At 71.6% G+C, this 15,854-nt stretch carries 19 protein-coding genes; 8 read left to right on the forward strand and 11 right to left on the reverse strand.

Features of this window, described 5'->3' with window-relative positions:
- Nucleotides 1-104: 104 nt before the first annotated feature.
- The gene (locus tag KF840_09310; protein MBX3025094.1) at nucleotides 105-1,130 is read right to left on the reverse strand and encodes a ferritin-like domain-containing protein; all 1,026 of its coding nucleotides are present in this window, start codon (nucleotides 1,128-1,130) and stop codon (nucleotides 105-107) included.
- Between the two features lie 31 nt (nucleotides 1,131-1,161).
- Nucleotides 1,162-1,812: a TetR/AcrR family transcriptional regulator gene (locus tag KF840_09315; GenBank protein ID MBX3025095.1), complete on the reverse strand. Its 651-nt coding sequence runs from the start codon at nucleotides 1,810-1,812 to the stop codon at nucleotides 1,162-1,164.
- A gap of 119 nt (nucleotides 1,813-1,931) precedes the next feature.
- Between KF840_09315 and KF840_09320 the strand changes: the two genes are divergently transcribed.
- On the forward strand, nucleotides 1,932-2,468 hold the full coding sequence (locus KF840_09320) for a hypothetical protein (protein MBX3025096.1): 537 nt from the start codon (nucleotides 1,932-1,934) through the stop codon (nucleotides 2,466-2,468).
- On the opposite strand, the gene KF840_09325 is transcribed toward KF840_09320, so the two are convergent.
- The gene (locus KF840_09325) at nucleotides 2,462-3,277 is read right to left on the reverse strand and encodes a phosphodiester glycosidase family protein (GenBank protein MBX3025097.1); all 816 of its coding nucleotides are present in this window, start codon (nucleotides 3,275-3,277) and stop codon (nucleotides 2,462-2,464) included. The genes KF840_09320 and KF840_09325 overlap by 7 nt on opposite strands.
- A 186-nt stretch (nucleotides 3,278-3,463) precedes the next feature.
- On the opposite strand from KF840_09325, the gene KF840_09330 reads away from it, so the two are divergent.
- The 6 genes from KF840_09330 (at nucleotide 3,464) to KF840_09355 (ending at nucleotide 10,295) form a co-directional block, all read left to right on the forward strand.
- Nucleotides 3,464-5,224, forward strand: coding sequence for a tetratricopeptide repeat protein (locus KF840_09330; GenBank protein ID MBX3025098.1), 1,761 nt, complete (start codon nucleotides 3,464-3,466; stop codon nucleotides 5,222-5,224).
- A gap of 1 nt (nucleotide 5,225) precedes the next feature.
- Entirely contained in the window at nucleotides 5,226-6,014 is a 789-nt protein-coding gene (locus KF840_09335; protein ID MBX3025099.1) for a DUF4292 domain-containing protein, read from the forward strand.
- Nucleotides 6,011-7,744: an ABC transporter substrate-binding protein gene (locus KF840_09340; protein ID MBX3025100.1), complete on the forward strand. Its 1,734-nt coding sequence runs from the start codon at nucleotides 6,011-6,013 to the stop codon at nucleotides 7,742-7,744. Before KF840_09335 ends, KF840_09340 begins: the two co-directional genes overlap by 4 nt.
- 127 nt (nucleotides 7,745-7,871) lie before the next feature.
- Nucleotides 7,872-8,843, forward strand: a complete 972-nt coding sequence (locus KF840_09345; protein ID MBX3025101.1) for an ABC transporter ATP-binding protein — start codon at nucleotides 7,872-7,874, stop codon at nucleotides 8,841-8,843.
- Between the two features lie 4 nt (nucleotides 8,844-8,847).
- The gene (locus KF840_09350; protein MBX3025102.1) at nucleotides 8,848-9,813 is read left to right on the forward strand and encodes a dipeptide ABC transporter ATP-binding protein; all 966 of its coding nucleotides are present in this window, start codon (nucleotides 8,848-8,850) and stop codon (nucleotides 9,811-9,813) included.
- Nucleotides 9,814-9,947: 134 nt separating this feature from the next.
- Nucleotides 9,948-10,295, forward strand: a complete 348-nt coding sequence (locus tag KF840_09355) for a polymer-forming cytoskeletal protein (protein MBX3025103.1) — start codon at nucleotides 9,948-9,950, stop codon at nucleotides 10,293-10,295.
- Nucleotides 10,296-10,342: 47 nt separating this feature from the next.
- Here KF840_09355 and rplS read toward each other — a convergent pair whose 3' ends face one another.
- The 8 genes from rplS to KF840_09395 form a co-directional block, all read right to left on the reverse strand.
- A complete protein-coding gene (gene rplS / locus KF840_09360) occupies nucleotides 10,343-10,723 on the reverse strand; it encodes a 50S ribosomal protein L19 (GenBank protein MBX3025104.1) in 381 nt (126 codons plus the stop codon).
- Nucleotides 10,724-10,770: 47 nt separating this feature from the next.
- Nucleotides 10,771-11,331 (reverse strand): RNA methyltransferase, encoded by a 561-nt coding sequence (locus tag KF840_09365; protein ID MBX3025105.1) that lies wholly within the window; start codon nucleotides 11,329-11,331, stop codon nucleotides 10,771-10,773.
- Nucleotides 11,331-12,068 (reverse strand): tRNA (guanosine(37)-N1)-methyltransferase TrmD, encoded by a 738-nt coding sequence (trmD, locus tag KF840_09370; protein ID MBX3025106.1) that lies wholly within the window; start codon nucleotides 12,066-12,068, stop codon nucleotides 11,331-11,333. Before trmD ends, KF840_09365 begins: the two co-directional genes overlap by 1 nt.
- A complete protein-coding gene (gene rimM / locus KF840_09375) occupies nucleotides 12,068-12,631 on the reverse strand; it encodes a 16S rRNA processing protein RimM (GenBank protein MBX3025107.1) in 564 nt (187 codons plus the stop codon). The genes trmD and rimM overlap by 1 nt, the downstream gene beginning before the upstream one ends.
- Before the next feature lie 13 nt (nucleotides 12,632-12,644).
- Nucleotides 12,645-12,881: a KH domain-containing protein gene (locus KF840_09380; GenBank protein MBX3025108.1), complete on the reverse strand. Its 237-nt coding sequence runs from the start codon at nucleotides 12,879-12,881 to the stop codon at nucleotides 12,645-12,647.
- Complete coding sequence (gene rpsP, locus KF840_09385; protein ID MBX3025109.1) at nucleotides 12,878-13,150, reverse strand: 30S ribosomal protein S16; 273 nt, start codon at nucleotides 13,148-13,150, stop codon at nucleotides 12,878-12,880. Before rpsP ends, KF840_09380 begins: the two co-directional genes overlap by 4 nt.
- A gap of 38 nt (nucleotides 13,151-13,188) precedes the next feature.
- Entirely contained in the window at nucleotides 13,189-14,517 is a 1,329-nt protein-coding gene (gene ffh / locus KF840_09390) for a signal recognition particle protein (protein ID MBX3025110.1), read from the reverse strand.
- 166 nt (nucleotides 14,518-14,683) lie between these two features.
- Nucleotides 14,684-14,992: a hypothetical protein gene (locus KF840_09395; protein MBX3025111.1), complete on the reverse strand. Its 309-nt coding sequence runs from the start codon at nucleotides 14,990-14,992 to the stop codon at nucleotides 14,684-14,686.
- Nucleotides 14,993-15,244: 252 nt separating this feature from the next.
- On the opposite strand from KF840_09395, the gene KF840_09400 reads away from it, so the two are divergent.
- The gene (locus KF840_09400) at nucleotides 15,245-15,799 is read left to right on the forward strand and encodes a hypothetical protein (GenBank protein ID MBX3025112.1); all 555 of its coding nucleotides are present in this window, start codon (nucleotides 15,245-15,247) and stop codon (nucleotides 15,797-15,799) included.
- Nucleotides 15,800-15,854 lie beyond the last annotated feature (55 nt).

Raw genomic sequence — 15,854 nt, forward strand, 5'->3', positions numbered from 1 at the left:
GCTCCTGAGAACCACAAATGAGCACCGATGACCACGGGGAACACCACGGCGCGAGCCCGCCCGGCGGCTGGGTGCGCCTCGGGATCATCGGTGTTCTTGGCGTCTCAGTTGGGCAGCGCGCGGCCCGCCTCTTCCAACTCCTGGTCCTGGTCCGAGGTGGTGCCGTGCTCGAACTCGAGGATGCCGAGGGCGGCGAAGCGGGCGCGCTGGCGGTCGGAGAGCAGGCCGAGGCTCTTCACGTTGGGAACGATCTTGGAGAAGAGGCGGCGGCGGAACTCCTTGGCGATCGGCGACTCGAGGGCGATCGCGACGCAGCGGTCGGCGTCGAGCCCCATGGTCTCCCACACCTCGCGATTGGTGAGGCGATCGCGCATCAGGACGGCGGCTTCGTAGACGAAATCCTCGCGCTCGACGCGGCCGCGCTCGTCGAGGTCGGCGAGGTGCTCGCGCAGCGACAGGACGCCGAAGGCGACGTGGCGCGATTCGTCCTCCATCACCGCCGCCGTCAGCTCGCGCAGGAGCGGATTGCTGGCGGTGTCGCGGATGACGCCGAAGGCCGCCAGGGCCAGGCCCTCGACCATGATCTGCATGCCGAGGAACTTGAAGTCCCAGCGCGAGTCGCTGAGGATCATGTCGAGCAGCGTCTTGAGCTCCGGGTTCACCGGGTACTCGTGCTGCAGCTTCTCCTGCACGAAGCGGCGGTACACCTCGACGTGGCGCGCCTCGTCCATCACCTGCGTGGCGCCATACTGCTTGCCCTCGTACCAGGGCACGGCGTCGACGATCTGCGCCGTCGCCAGCAGCGCGCCCTGCTCGCCGTGCAGGAACTGGCAGAGCTGCCAGGTGATGCCCTCGTGGCGCAGGCGCTCGCGTTCCCGGGTCGTCAGGCGATCCCAGATGTCGGTGCCGTAGATGCCGATGCCCATGTCGGGGACCAGCTCGGCGTGCGGATCGACGTCGATCGACCAGTCGAGCCGGGTGGTGGAGTTCCACTGATCGCGCTTGGCGTTCTCGTAGAGACGCATCAGCTTGGCGCGGGTCGCGTCGTACTGCCAGTTGTAGGTCAGGTCCTGGGCGACGCGCAGGGCTTCGATGGGGTGCTCGGGGTGCAGGCAGTCGAGGGTGCTCACGGTCGGGAATCCTCCGTTGGGGTAGTCGGGGTCAGTCGGCGCGAACGCCGAGATAGGCGAGGAACAGGCGCGGCAGCTCGGCGTCGAGCACCGGATCGGCCTCCTGGCGGAACTGCACCGCCTGCGACAGGGTGCCGAGCAGGAAGTCGATGGCGAAGGCGGCGGCGCGCGCCGGATCGGGGTGGGCGAGCGCACTGGCGCGATCGGCGAGCAGGGCGGCGAGTCGCCGGTGCAGATGATCGCGCAGCTCGAGGGTCCGCTGGCGGACGCTGTCGTCGGTCAGCGCCGCGAGCAGGAAGGCGCGGAAGCTGCCGGCGCGCTGGCGGTAGATGGCGATCAGGAAGGTGCTGAACTCGCCGACGATGTCGGCGGTGCTGGCGGCGGTCCAGCGCGCCGGGTCGAGCGCCGCGTCGGCGGTGGCGCGGGCCTCGTCGCAGAAGCGGGCGTGCAACGCCTGCAGCAGGCCCTGCTTGTCGCGGAAGCGGCGATAGAAGCCGCCGACCGAGGCGCCGGCGGCGCGGGCGATGTCGGCGATGGTGGTGTCGTCGAAACCGCGCTCGGCGACCAGCTTCTCGGCGACGTCGAGCAGGCGGCCGAGGCTCTGCCGGGTGCGCTCCTGCAACGGTGGGCGAATCCACTCGAGATGTGGCGTGGTCGGGAGCTCAGCGGCCGTGTTGGGCATTTTCCGAAACCGGAATTTCGGTTTCGGTTATCGCTGAGCTGCTCATCGCAGTCAAGGGGTTTTTCTCGCCGGGTGGCCCGGGAGGCGGGGCGCTGTCCGCGGGCTTGCCGGGAGCGGGCGTGGTCGCCTACAGGGGCGATGTGGAGCCGCATCATCGCCGATTCCTGATTCTCGAGCAGGGCATCGGTTCGGCTGTCTTCAACCTGTTGCTGAACGCCGTCATCGCCTGGGCGCTGTTCCATCACCTCGAGGCGGTGCCGCTGTGGGGGCAGGAGAGCATCGCCGGTGACACGCTCGGCACCTGCTTCTTCCTGCCGTTCTTCACCGCCCTCACCGTCACGCCGCTGGTGCGCCGGCGGATCGCCAAGGGTGGGCTGGCGGCGCTCGACTGGACGCGCGAGTCGCACGCGCTGCTCACCTGGCTGCCGGCGGGAACCTTCCGCCGGGCGCTGGCGATCGGCGCGCTGAGCCTGCTCGTCGTCGGGCCGCTGGCGGTGCTGTCGTTGCACGGTCTGGCGGTCGCCGCCCTGGCGTTCCCCTCGTTCGTCGCCTTCAAGGCGGTGTTCGCCGCCCTGCTCGGGATGCTGGTGACGCCGGTGATCTCGATCTGGGCGCTGGCCGAGCCGGCGCGGGCCCGGGCGCCTGTCTCCTACTGAGTGCGGCGCACGCCGAGGACGTTCGGGACCGGCAGCGCGAACGAGCCGGCGAGGGCGGCGAAGCCGCTGCTGCCGTGGCTGCCGAGGGCTTCGATCTCGCGACCACCGCCGCGCACGAAGAGCTGCGCCTCCGGGCCGCCTTCGACGTACATCGTCTCGCGCAGGCCGATCGGCAGCGCCAGCAGGGCCTCGGCGAAGTCGTGGGTGCTGAGCGGCGCCCGCATGTGGATGAAGAGCAGGCGGCCTGCCTCGTCGACGCCGACCGCGGCATTGCTCCACTGCTTGTCCTGCTGCGTCCAGACGTTGGCGCGCTTGCAGGAGATCATGCGGATGCCCTGCACCGCGCCGGCGTAGCGATCGACGACGCTGCCGAGATCGCGACAGGTGCGGTCGATGAGCTGGACCGGCGGCAGCGCCGCCTCGCGGCGATCGAAGAGCAGCACCGCGTTGTGGCGCGACAGGCGCGGGTTGTTGACGTGCTCGCGCGACCGCATCAGCGAGGTGCTGGTGCGATAGTCGTCCTGGTAGAGGCCGGCGTTGATCGCCGCCGCCAGATGCCGCTGCTCGGCCCATTCGCGCACCGTGCGGCGCGTCCCGTCCGGGGTGGCCGAGGCGTTGAACAGCTCGACGCTGAAGCGCGTCGGGTCGATGCGGGCGATGCGGATCTGGGAATCGCCGTCCTCGGACCGGATCGGCGACGCCACCTCCGCGTACTCGAGACCCGGTTCCAACACCTGCCACCGCACCGTCTCATCGGCGCGCAACGGCGCCGCCGCGAGGCAGACATGCATCAGGATCGCGGCTGCCATCCGCACTGGTCGCACCGGCGCCATATCGACCCGCAGACGATACGCTTCCCCGCCGACGGCGCCAACTCGCGTCCTCTGCCTCCGGCGCCAGCGCCGCTCCGGCCGGCGCGCATCGCGGCCGGACGCGCGTTCGGGTGGTCGATAGACCCACCTGGGACCCTGTGGTATCTGATCGACCGTCACCTCATGTCGCGTTTCGCACCCTCCATTGCGCTGTTCGGCGCTTTGGCCCTCACCGCCTCCGGTTGCTCGCTGTTCCGCCGGTCCGCCCCCGCCGCCACGGCGCCGGACATCCTCGAGCTGGGCGCCGCCGAGACCGTCGTCGAGCCGCCCGATCCCTCGGGCGAGGCGCTCGGGCACTACCTGGCCGGCGTGCTGGCGATGAACGCCGGCGACCAGAACGAGGCGATGAGCGAGCTCGAGGCGGCGGTGGCCGCCGATCCGACCGCCGTGCCGCTGCACCAGCGGCTGGCGGCGCTCTACATCCGCCAGGGCCAGCTCGCCGACGCGCTGGCGCACAGCCAGGACGCGGTGCGCCTCGACCCGGATGACGTCAACAGCCGGCTGATGCTCGCCGACGTGCTGTCGACCCTCGGGCGCGACGGCGACGCGATCCGCGAATACGAGGCCGTCCTGGCGCTCGATCCGGAGCAGGAGCAGGCGCGCCTGCTCCTCGGCGTCCTCTACGCCAAGCAACACGACTTCGAGCAGGCGGAAGCGACGCTGAAGTTCCTCACCCGCCGCGACCCGAGCTCGTTCCTCGGCCACTACTACCTCGGCCGCGTCTACATGGCGGCGCAGGACTTCCCGCGCGCCGAGGAGGCCTTCAAGACGGCGCTGCGCATCAACCCGAACGCCGAGCCGGTGCTGGTCGACCTCGGCGTGCTGTACGAGATCACCAACCGGCCCGACGACGCGATCGCGCTCTACCAGCAGGTGCTGAAGACCAACCCGCGGCGGGAACAGATCCGCCGCCGCCTCGGGGCGCTGTACGCCCGCCAGCGCCAGTACAACGACGCCCTGGCGCAGTTTCGCGAGTTGGAGCGGAACGACACCGATTCGCAGGACACGCGCACCAAGATCGGCCTGATCCTGCTCGAGACCGGCGAGTACGATCGCGCCGCCAACGAGTTCAGCCTCGTGCTGGGCGCCGAGCCGGACAACGCCCGCGCCCGCTACTACCTCGCCTCGACCTACGAGCAGAGCGGCGACGTCGACCGCGCCATCGCCGAGTACGAGCGCGTGCCGCCCGACCACGAGTGGTACGTCGACGCCCAGCGCATGATCGTCCACCTCTTCCAGCAGCGCGGCCAGAACGACGCCGCCGCGGCCGCCATCGAGAAGGCCCGCAAGCTCAAGCCGGACGAGGAGGAGCTGATCGACGTGCAGGCGATGGTGCTGCGCGAGCAGGGCAAGACGCCCGAGGCGATCGCGCTCATGGAACAACTCGTCGTCGCCCACCCCGACAACGACCGCTACCGCTTCACGCTCGGCGCGCTGTACGACGAGTCGAAGCAGCGCGACAAGGGCATCGAGCAGATGCGGCGCGCGATCGAGCTCAACCCCGACAACGCGCCGGCGCTCAACTACCTCGGCTACACGTACGCCGAACAGGGCATCAACCTCGACGAGGCCGAGTCGCTGATCCGCCGCGCCCTGGCGATCAGCCCGAACGACGGCTTCTACCTCGACAGCCTGGGCTGGGTCGCCTACCAGCGCGGCGACTACCCGAGCGCGATCCAGTACCTCGAACGCGCGGTCGTGCTGGCCGGCGACGACCCGACCATCTCCGAGCACCTCGGCGACGCCTACCTGAAGGCGGGTCGCGACGGCGACGCGCTGCGCATCTACCGCGACGCGCTCAGCCGCGCCACCGAGGCCGAGCAGACCCAGCGCCTGCGCGGCAAGATCGACGACCTGCAGCGGCCCCGCGAGGGAGCGTCCTGAGATGCAGCGCGCGGCCATCGCGGTCCTGGCGACCGCGGTGGCGCTGGCCGGCTGCGGCGTCCGCCCGGCGCCGCGACCGCCGTCGCCGACAGCGCCGGTGGACGCGACGGCGATCGTCGCCGCCGACGCGACGCGCCGCGCCGCGCTGCGCGGCCTGCGCGCCTGGGCGCGCCTGTCGTACCAATCGCCGGACGCGTCGCAGCGCGCCAAGCAACTCCTGGTCGCCGAGCGCCCGGATCGCCTGCGCCTCGAGATCTTCTCGCCCTTCGGGGCGGTGTTCGTGCTCGCCGCCGCCGACGGCGCGCTGACCGCCTACGACCGCGGCGCCCGCACCGTCTACCGCGGCGCCGCCAGCGCCGACAATCTGCGCCGCTACACGCAGATGGATCTGCCGGTCGCCGGCGCCGTCGATCTCCTGCTCGGAACGCCGCCGCTCGACGCCGCCGCCCCGGGCGTCGTGTCGCTCGACGGCGGCGCCATCGAGCTCTGGCGCGGCACCGCCGACGGCGGAGCGCGCGTCGTCTGGTACGCGCCGTCGCTCCTGCCGCTGCGCTACGAGGAGCGGGATCGCGACGGCCGCGTCCACCTGCGCGCCGTCTACGACGGCTACGCCGCGGTGGACGGCATCGACGTCGCCACCCAACTGCGCCTCGAGCTGCCGCAGAGCCAGCAGCGGATCGAGATCGCGCTCAGCGACATCGAGGTGAATCCGACGCTCGGCAACGGCGTGTTCGCGCTGCAGACGCCCGACGGCAGCGCGGTCGTCGAGCTCGACCGGGGAGTCCCGTGAGGCGCCGCCTCGGCCCGGCGCTGCTGATCTCCCTCGTCGCCCTCGCCAACTGCTCCGACCCCGCCGCCGTCGACCCGCCCGCCGCCGCCGATCCGCCCGCGGCGACGACCGCGGCCGCCGCGCACCCGCAGCATCTGGTCACCGCCACCATCGCCGATCCGCAGACGTTCAACCCGATCGTCGCCAGCGACGCGGCCTCGCGTGCCGCGATCGCCGACGTCTTCGACACCCTGGTCCGCTTCGATCCGCGCAGCGGCGAGATCGAGCCGGCGCTCGCCGAGCGCTGGAGCCTCGACGAAGGCGGCCGGGCGCTGACCATGTGGCTGCGCGGCGACGTCCGCTGGCACGACGGCGAGCCGCTGACCGCGCGCGACGTGATTTTCACCTTCGACGCCATTCGCAACCCGGCGGTGCCGAACCCGCTCGACGCCGCGCTCACCGTCGGCGGCAAGCGAATCGAGGCGCGGGCGCTCGACGACCACCGCGTGCGCTTCTCCGTCGAGCGGCCGTTCGCTCCGCTGCTCAGCGCGCTCGCGGTGCCGATCGTGCCCGAGCACGTGCTCGGCCCGGCCCTGCGCGACGGCAGCTTCGCGCAGCAGTGGCGGACCCATGACACCGCGCGCACCGTGGTCGGCAGCGGCCCCTACCGGCTCGAGCGCTACGAACCCGGGCGCCTGATCCATCTCGTCCGCAACGACGCCTACTGGCGACGCGACGAACAGGGCGCGCCGCTGCCCTATCTCGCCGAGCAGACCATCCGCCTCGTCACCGACCAGGCGACCGCCACCCGCACCTTCCTCGCCGGCGAGATCGATCTGCACACGCCGGCGGCCGACGAGGTGCGGGCGCTGCTGGCGGCGCAGGGGGCCGGCCAGTTCGCGGTCCACGAGCTCGGCGTCGACCCCGGCATGCTGTTCGTCGCCTTCAACCGCAATCCCGCCCACTACCGGCAGAACGGCGCCGTCGATCCGCGCCTGACCTGGTTCACCGACCCGCTGTTCCTGCGCGCCCTGGCGCACGCGGTGAACAAACGGGCGATGATCGACGAGGCGCTCGACGGCTTCGGCATGCCGGCGGTGTCGTTCATCTCGCCGGCGAACCCCCGCTACGCCAATCCCGACCTGGTCGACTACGCCTACGACCTCGCCCGCGCCTCCGCGCTGCTCGACGAGGGCGGCTACATCGACCGCGACGGCGATGGCGTGCGCGAGGACCGCGCCGGCCATCCGATCGAGCTCACCCTCACGACCAACACCGGCAACCGGGTCCGCGAGCAGATCGCCGCCATCCTGCGGCGCGACTGGCACGATGGCCTGCGGCTCGACGTCCACGTCGAGACCCACGAGCTCGACGACGTCCTCGAGCGCCTGCGCGCCACCTTCGACTGGGACGCCATGCTGATGGGGTTCACCGGCAGCCCGGAGCCGAACGACGCCGCCAGCCTGCTGCGCTCCAGCGGCGCGCTGCACGTGTGGTTCCCGAATCAGCCGCAGCCGGCCACCGACTGGGAGGCGGAGATCGACCGCCTGGTCGACGCCGGGGCGCGCAGCCTCGATCCCGAGCAGCGTCGCCAGGCCTACTGGCGCATCCAGGAGATCCTGGTGGAGCGCCTGCCGATCATCCAGACCGTCCGTCCGCTGCGCTACAGCGCCTCCACCAACGCGCTGGAGAACTACGAGCCGACCGTGTGGGGCGTCTACCGTCCGGAGCGCATCCGCTTCATCGAATGACCGGTTCTCGGCTCGGGACGGCGCGCGTGGCCGCCGCGGGAGCGACGGAGGGTCTCGTCCCTCCGCACGCGGCGCCCCAGATGCCGGACGGTCGACGCCAGCGTGGGGATTCGCTAGCGGGTGGCGCGTGCCGCTGCTCGAGATCGAGGATCTGCGGGTCGAGTTCGACGGCGCGGCGCCGGTCGACGGCGTCAGCCTGTCGCTCGCGGCGGGCCGCACCCTCGGGCTGGTCGGCGAATCGGGCTGCGGCAAGACGCTGACCGCGCTGAGCGTCATGCGCCTGGTGCCGCCGCCGGGCCGCATCGCCGGCGGGCGGATCGGCTTCGCCGGCCGCGATCTGCTGGCGCTCGACGACCGCGACATGCGCGCGGTGCGCGGGCGCGCCATCGGCATGGTGTTCCAGGAGCCGATGACGGCGCTCAACCCGGTGCTCACCGTCGGGGCGCAGATCGCAGAGGCCGCCGCGGTGCACGGCGCCGGGCGCGCGGCGGCGCGCGTCCGCGCCGTCGAGATGCTGCGCCTGGTCGAGATCCCGGACGCCGAGCGCCGTCTCGACGCCTATCCCCACCAGCTCAGCGGCGGCATGCGCCAGCGGGTGATGCTGGCGATGGCGCTCGCCTGCGGGCCGCAGCTCCTGATCGCCGACGAGCCGACGACGGCGCTCGACGTCACCATCCAGGCGCAGGTGCTCGACCTGCTCGGCGCCTTGCAGCAACGCCTCGGCATGGCGCTGCTGCTGGTGACGCACGATCTCGGCGTCGTCGCCGAGCGCGCCGACGAGATCGCCATCATGTACGCCGGCCGGGTGGTCGAGACCGGCGGCGCCGCCGATGTGCTCGCCGCGCCGGCGCATCCCTACACCCGCGCCCTGCTGGCCTCGCTGCCGGCCCCCGATCGCCGTGGCCGCCTGGAGGCGATCCCGGGCACCGTCCCCGACCCGGCGCGCCTGCCGAGCGGCTGCCGCTTTCGCGACCGCTGCCGCGACGCGATCGCCGACTGCGCGGTGCGCGATCCCGGGTTGCGCCCGATCGCCGACCGGCGGCGCGTGGCATGCATCCGTGTCGCCGCGCCGGCGCCCGACTCGGATCGGCTCGCGTGACGGCATGACGGCGTCGCTGCTCCAGGTCCGCGATCTGCGCAAGGACTTCGCCGTCGGCGGTGGCCTGTTCCGCCGGCCGGCGCTGGTGCGCGCGGTCGACGGCCTCTCCTTCGATCTGGCCGCCGGCGAGACGCTCGGCGTGGTCGGCGAATCGGGCAGCGGCAAGACGACGCTCGGCCGGCTGGTGCTGCGCCTGCTCGAGCCCACCGCCGGACGCATCGCGTTCGACGGCGAGGATCTGCTGGCCCTCGACGCGGCGGCGCTGCGCCGGCGGCGGCGCGCCATGCAGCTCGTCTTCCAGGATCCGTTCGGCGCCCTCGACCCGCGCCAGCGGGTCGGCGACATCGTCGGCGAGGGCCTGGTCATCCACCGCCTCGCCTCCGGCAGCGCCCTGCGCGACCGGGTCGCCGAGCTGCTGACCCGGGTCGGCCTGCCCGCCGACGCGGCGCAGCGCTACCCGCACCAGTTCAGCGGCGGCCAGCGCCAGCGCATCGGCATCGCGCGCGCCCTGGCGCTCGAACCGCGGCTGATCGTCGCCGACGAGCCGGTGTCGGCGCTCGACGTCTCGGTGCAGGCGCAGATCGTCAACCTGCTGCAGGATCTGCAGGCGACGCTCGGCGTCGCCTACCTGCTGATCGCGCACGACCTGCGGGTCGTCGAGCACGTCGCGGCGCGCGTCGCCATCATGTACCTGGGGCGCATCGTCGAGCTCGCGGACACCGCGACGTTGTATGCCGCGCCACGGCATCCCTACACCCGCGCCCTGCTGTCGGCGGTGCCGACCCCCGACCCGGCGCGGCGGCGCGAGCGCATCACCCTCGCCGGCGAGCCGCCGAGTCCGTTGGCGCCGCCGTCCGGGTGCCCGTTCCACCCGCGCTGCGCGCACGCCGACGCGCGCTGTCGCAACGAGCGCCCGTCGTTGCTGGGCGCCGCCGGCCACCAGGTCGCGTGCCACGTCTTTCCGGTGTAAGGAGGCGGGCGGGAGGCAACGTGGGGATCTGGAATCGACGCTCGGGACGACTCCCGGCACCGCCACCGCCAGCACCGTGTCCGGCCGCGCCGGCGCCGGCGGAATTTCTCGCCCCGCCGCCGCAGGCGCGGGCCATGCTCGACAAGGATTCGGAGGTGAGCGGCAAGCTCAGCTTCTCCGGACCGACGCGCATCGACGGCACCCTGCGCGGCGAGGTGCGGGCCAGCGACCTGCTGGTGATCGGCGACACCGGCTACGTCGACGGCACCGTGCACGCCGCTTCGCTGGTGATCCTCGGTCGCATCGAGGGGAAGGTGTTGGGCGCCGAGCGGGTGGAGATCGGCCCGCGCGGCGTGCTGCGCGGCGCCATCGAGACCCGGACGCTGGTGGTTCAGGAGGGCGGCGTCCTCGACGGCGACTGCAAGGTCGCCGCCCCGCGCGCCACCATCGTCCTGTTGCGGCCGCGCGAATCCGGCAACTGAGGCGCCCTGGAGGGGCGCGGCACGGCGCCGCCCCGGCGGCGACCCGCTCAGGCCTGGCCGGCTTCCTTCTCGGCCGTCCGCTCGCCCTTCTCGGCGGTGATGCGAGCGGCCTTACCGGAGAGCCCGCGCAGGTAGTACAGCTTGGCGCGGCGGACGTGGCCGCGCGTCACCACCTCGATCTTGTCGATGCGCGGCGAGTGCAGCGGGAAGGTACGCTCGACGCCGATGCCGTACGACACCTTGCGGACGGTGAAGTTGGAGCGGATGCCGCCCCGGCTGCGGCGGATCACCACCCCGGCGAAGACCTGGATGCGCTCCTTCTCGCCCTCGACCACCTTGACGTGGACCTTGAGGGTGTCGCCTGGCTTGAAGTCGGGGACGTTCTGCTGCAACTGCTCGCGCTCGATCGCCTCGATGGTGGGATGCATTGGGGTACCTCGCGTGGGGATGCCGGAACTTCAGCGAAGCCGGACACCTATCGGGTCCCTCGCAGACGGTCAAGAATGACCGCCGCGGCGGCCCGCACCGAGAGGTGGTTGTACGGGGTGGGGCCGAGGACCGGGGCGAGCCGCAGGTCGGCCCGGGCCATGATCTCCGGCGCCAGCCCCCAACCGGTTCCGAACAGCATGAGGACGGGTGGCCCGGGGGCATCGAGGCGGGCCCGCAGCGCCGCGTAGCCGATCCCACTGGCCGATGGCCGGGCCGAGGTGACCACCAGCACGGGCCGCTCGCCGGTCTCCCGTTCCAGCGACACCAGGGTGCCGTCGAGGTCGTGCTCGATGCGGACCAGGGCCAGCGCCTCCTTGCGGGTCAGGTTGTAGGTGCTGCCGTAGCCGGTCTCCCAGTGCTCCAGAATCTTCTCCGACAGCGCCCGCAGCGCCTTCACCGGCGTGACGACGTGGAAGCCGCGGACGCCATACGTGGTCGCCGAGCGCGCGATGTCGTGGATGTCCATGTTCGTCACCGCCGTGGTGACGATCTGCCCGTTCTTGTCGAGCACCGGGTGGTGGATGAGGGCGAGGTAGAGATCGGCCATCACTGTCTCTTCGGCGGCCGCTTCAGCTCGTCGAGGATGCGCCGGTCGTCGTCGCTGAGCGCTGCCCGCGCGAGCAGGTCGGGGCGGCGTTCCAGGGTGCGGCGCAGCGCTTCGCGGCGCCGCCAGCGGGCGATGGCGCCGTGGTCGCCGGAGAGCAGGATCTCGGGCACGCTCGCGCCGCGGAACTCGGGCGGGCGCGTGTACTGCGGGTACTCGAGCAGGCCGTCCTGGAAGGACTCCTGCTCGGCCGACTCGGCGCAGCCGAGCACGCCGGGGACGAGGCGGGCGACGGCGTCGATGACGACGATGGCGGCGATCTCGCCGCCGGAGACCACGACGTCGCCGATCGACAGCTCCTCGTCGACGTAGGCGCGCACCCGCTCGTCGACGCCCTCGTAGCGGCCGCAGATCAGCGCCAGCGCCGGCCGCGTCGCCAGGGCGCGGGCGCGGCCGGCGTCGAACACCGCGCCCTGCGGCGTCAGCAGCACGCGATGCGGCCGGTCGGCGTCGCACCCGGTCGCCTCGATCGCGGCGACCAACGGCTCCGGCTTCATCACCATGCCGGCGCCGCCGCCATACGGCGTATCGTCGGTGACCCGGTGCCGGTCGGCGGCGTGGGCGCGGATGTCGTGGAAGGTGAAGTCGATGGCGCCGCGCTCGCGGCCCTTCTTGAGCATGGTCGCGTCGATCACCGACGCGAACAGCTCCGGGAACAGCGTGACGACGTGGAAGCGCATCACTCGTCGCCGAGCAGACCGGGAAGCGGATGGACGACCAGGCGGCGGTGGGCCACGTCGATCTCGGCGATGACGTCGGCCACCATCGGCACCAGCACCTCGCGCCGCGCGTCGCGGACGACGCACACGTCGTTGCTGCCGGTGACCAGCATCTCGCGCACCGTGCCCAGGACCTGGCCCGCGGTCGTCACGACCTCGCAGCCGAGCAGGTCGACGTGGTACACCGCGTCGCCCTCGGGCGGCGGCAGCGCGGCGCGCGCCACGGCGACGCGGCAGCCCACCAACGCCTCGGCCGCGGCGGCGTCGTCGACCCCGGCCAGCCGCAACAGCACGAACCGCTTGTGCCAGCGGGCGCCGTGCACGCGACGCGTCTCGCTCCGGCCGTCGGGGTGCAGCAGCACGAGGCTGCCGCTCGCCGCCGCAACCTCGGATGCCGGGTTGTGCGGCAGCAGCCGCAGCTCGCCGCGGATGCCGTGGATGTTGACGAGCGGCCCGAGCTCGACCAACGGCTCGGCGGCGGCGGGCGATTCGGCCGGCGGAAGCGGCCGGCCGGTGGGCTCCATCAGGGCGCCCGGGTTACTGCTCTTCGACGATCTCGAGGACGACCTTGCGATTGGCGCGCGATGCCGCGGCATTGAGAATGGTGCGAATCGACTTCGCGGTGCGTCCCTGCTTCCCGATGATCCGGCCCAGATCCTCCTTGGCGACCTTCAACTCCACCACCGACGCCGTGTCCCCGTGGGTCTCCTTCACCTCCACGGCGTCGGGGTTGTTGACGAGCTGACGCGCCAGGTACTGGACCAGTTCCTTCATGTGGTGCCTCCGGCGGGATCGGGCGCGAGCTGGACGCCGCTCTTCTTGATCAGTTGCGCGACGGTCGCGCTCGGCTGCGCCCCGCGCTTCAACCACTCCGCCAATCGCTCGGCCTTGAATTCGATGCGCGAAGGCTTCTGGCGGGGGTCGTAGAGCCCCACCTGCTCGAGACGGCCGCCATCGCCTGCGTTCCGCTTGTCGGTGACGACGATGCGGTAGAAGGGGTTTTTCTTGCCGCCGTGACGAGCCAATCGGATGACTGCGGACATGTGAAATTCCTACTCCTCTCCCTGGGGCCTGACAATCATCAGCCCAGTCCGGGCGGCATGCCTCTGCCGGCAAAGCGCGCCACGTGTTTCATCATCTTCTTCGTCTGCTGGAACTGCTTGAGGAACTTGTTGACCTCGGCCACCGACACGCCGCTGCCGGCGGCGATGCGGCGGCGGCGACTGCCGTTGATGAGGGTCGCGTTGTCGCGCTCCTCGCGCGTCATCGAGTTGATGATCGCCTCGGTGCGGCGGAGCTCGACCTCCGCCGCCGACATGTCCATCCCCTTCACCAGCTTGTTCATGCCGGGGATCATCTTCAGCAGGTCGCCGACCGCGCCCATCTTGCGCACGGCGCGCAACTGATCGCGGAAGTCATCGAGCGTGAACTCGTTGCGGCGCAGCTTCTTCTGCAACGCCAGGGCCTGCTTCTCGTCGTAGACCTGCTCCGCCTTCTCGATCAGCGTCAGCACGTCGCCCATGCCGAGGATGCGCGTCGCCATCCGATCGGGATGGAAGACCTCGAGCGCGTCGAGCTTCTCGCCGACGCCGGCGAAGAGCACCGGCGCGCCGGTGACGGCGCGCACCGACAGCGCGGCGCCGCCGCGCGCGTCGCCGTCGAGCTTGGTCATCACCACGCCGCCGAGCGGCACCCGGGCGTGGAATCCCTTGGCGACGTTGACCGCGTCCTGGCCGGTCATCGCGTCGACCACCAGCACCGTCAGGTGCGGATGCACCGCGGCGCCGATGCGCTCGAGCTCCGCCATCAGCGCGTCGTCGATCTGCAGGCGACCCGCGGTGTCGAGCAGGACGACGTCGCAGGCGCGATTCTTCGCCGCCTCGACGCCGGCCTTGCACACCGCGACCGGATCGCTGTCCGCCGTCGTCGGATGCACCGGCACGTCGATCTGTCCGGCCAGCGTCGTCAGTTGCTCGATGGCGGCCGGGCGGTAGACGTCCGCCGGCACGAGGTAGGGCGTGCGCTTGCGCTGCGTCTTCAGCCACCGCGCCAGTTTCGCGACCGTCGTCGTCTTGCCGGCGCCGTTCAGGCCGACGAGCATGATCACCACCGGCGGCGTCGCCGCCAGGTCCAACTCGACCGCCTGGCCGCCCATCAGCGCCGTCAGCTCGCCGCGGACGATCTTGATGAAGTGCTGCTCGGGGGTGAGGCTCGCCAGCACCTCGGCGCCCAGGGATTGCTGGCGGACGCGCTCGGTGAAGTCGCGGACGATGTCGATCTGGACGTCGGCCTCGAGCAACGCCAGGCGCACCTCGCGCACGGCGTCCTCGATGTTGCGCTCGCTGATCTTGCCGTGCCCGCGCAGCCGCTTGACGGTCTGCTCGAGCTTGTCGCTGAGGGTGTCGAACATCGGGTGGGAACGGTCCCCGGACGGCCGGGGAAATCCGTTACCTACCCAAGGGGTTACGGGGTGTCAACGCGGTCCGAACGGGGCGCCCGGCGGCGACGGGTCCGAAAGGGCATCCCAGGGCAGGCCCGAGGTCCGCCCTGGTGGACGTCGCTCGGCGTGACGCTGCCTACGGTTGCTGGGCGGCGGGCGCGGCGGCCAGCTTGGCCTTGAGCTCCTCGACCTGGCGTTGGAGCTCCTTCTTGTCGCGCTCGATGAGCGTGATCTGGCTGCTCTTGGTGTCCCGCTCCTTGATGACGTTCTGCACCTTGTCGTTGAGCTCCTCGACCTGGGCCTGCAGCTTCGTGGCCTGGCCCCAGAGCTGCCAGCCGAGGAACAGTCCGGCCAGGAACACCACCAGGCCGATCACGCCCCACTGGGCGAAGGTCCAGACCTTGTCGCGGAGGGCTTCGGCTTCGCTCTGCTGCACCTGCTCCATGGTATCCTCGCTGCAACGCTGAGAGGGTGTTCGGGCGCTGTACCACAGGGCTTCCGTGCGTGGAAAGCGGAGCGGGGGGCGCCCCGCCGGACGCCCTCCACCTGATATGGATGGACGCACGCCGATCGTCGACGAGGTGTCGCTCCGCACGCGGGTGCGACGCTCTCGGCGTCCCCGCGCCCCCGCCTCACATGCCACGTGGCAGAGGCAGCGGAGGCATCGCGCTTGCTTGGGCAGGGGTCCGTGCAGGCGATGATCCGAGAAGCCGACGCCATCGTGCGCAAGCAGCGCTTCCTGCTCTGCCGCTATGCGCTGATCCTGGTCACCGGCGCGGTCGGCTTCCTGGAGACCCAGGACGGGTCGCCGGCGCCCATCGCCATCCTGGTCGCCGTCGCCATCGCCTCCAACGTCTTCCTCGGCACGGTGCCGCCGTTCAGCTTCTTCGACGCCACCATGCAGGCGCCGATCCTGATCACCGACACGGCGATGGTCTCGGCGGTGCTGCTGGTCTCGCGCGCCAGCCAGGAGTTCTACCTGTTCTTCTTCTTCGTCCTCATCATGGCGGCGAAGATCGACAACCTGACCCTGCTGGGCGGCGGCGCGGCGCTGATCGGTCTGTTGAGCCTGCTGTTCACCGACACCAGCGGCGGCTGGTTGAGCCCGCTGCTGATGCGCATCCCGTTCATGCTCGCCGCGGCCCTGTTCTACGGCTACGTCGTGCTCCCGGAGCGCACCGGGCAGATGACCCCGCTGGCGCCGATGCGCAAGGCGCGGCCCGCGGCCGCCAAGGCGCGCGTCGCGGCGTAGGCGCCGGTCGCGCGGACCGCCAGGTCGGCGCGACATCGCGGATCCGCGCGATACG

This window comes from bacterium, assembly GCA_019637795.1.
Classification (GTDB): domain Bacteria; phylum Desulfobacterota; class Binatia; order HRBIN30; family CADEER01; genus JAHBUY01.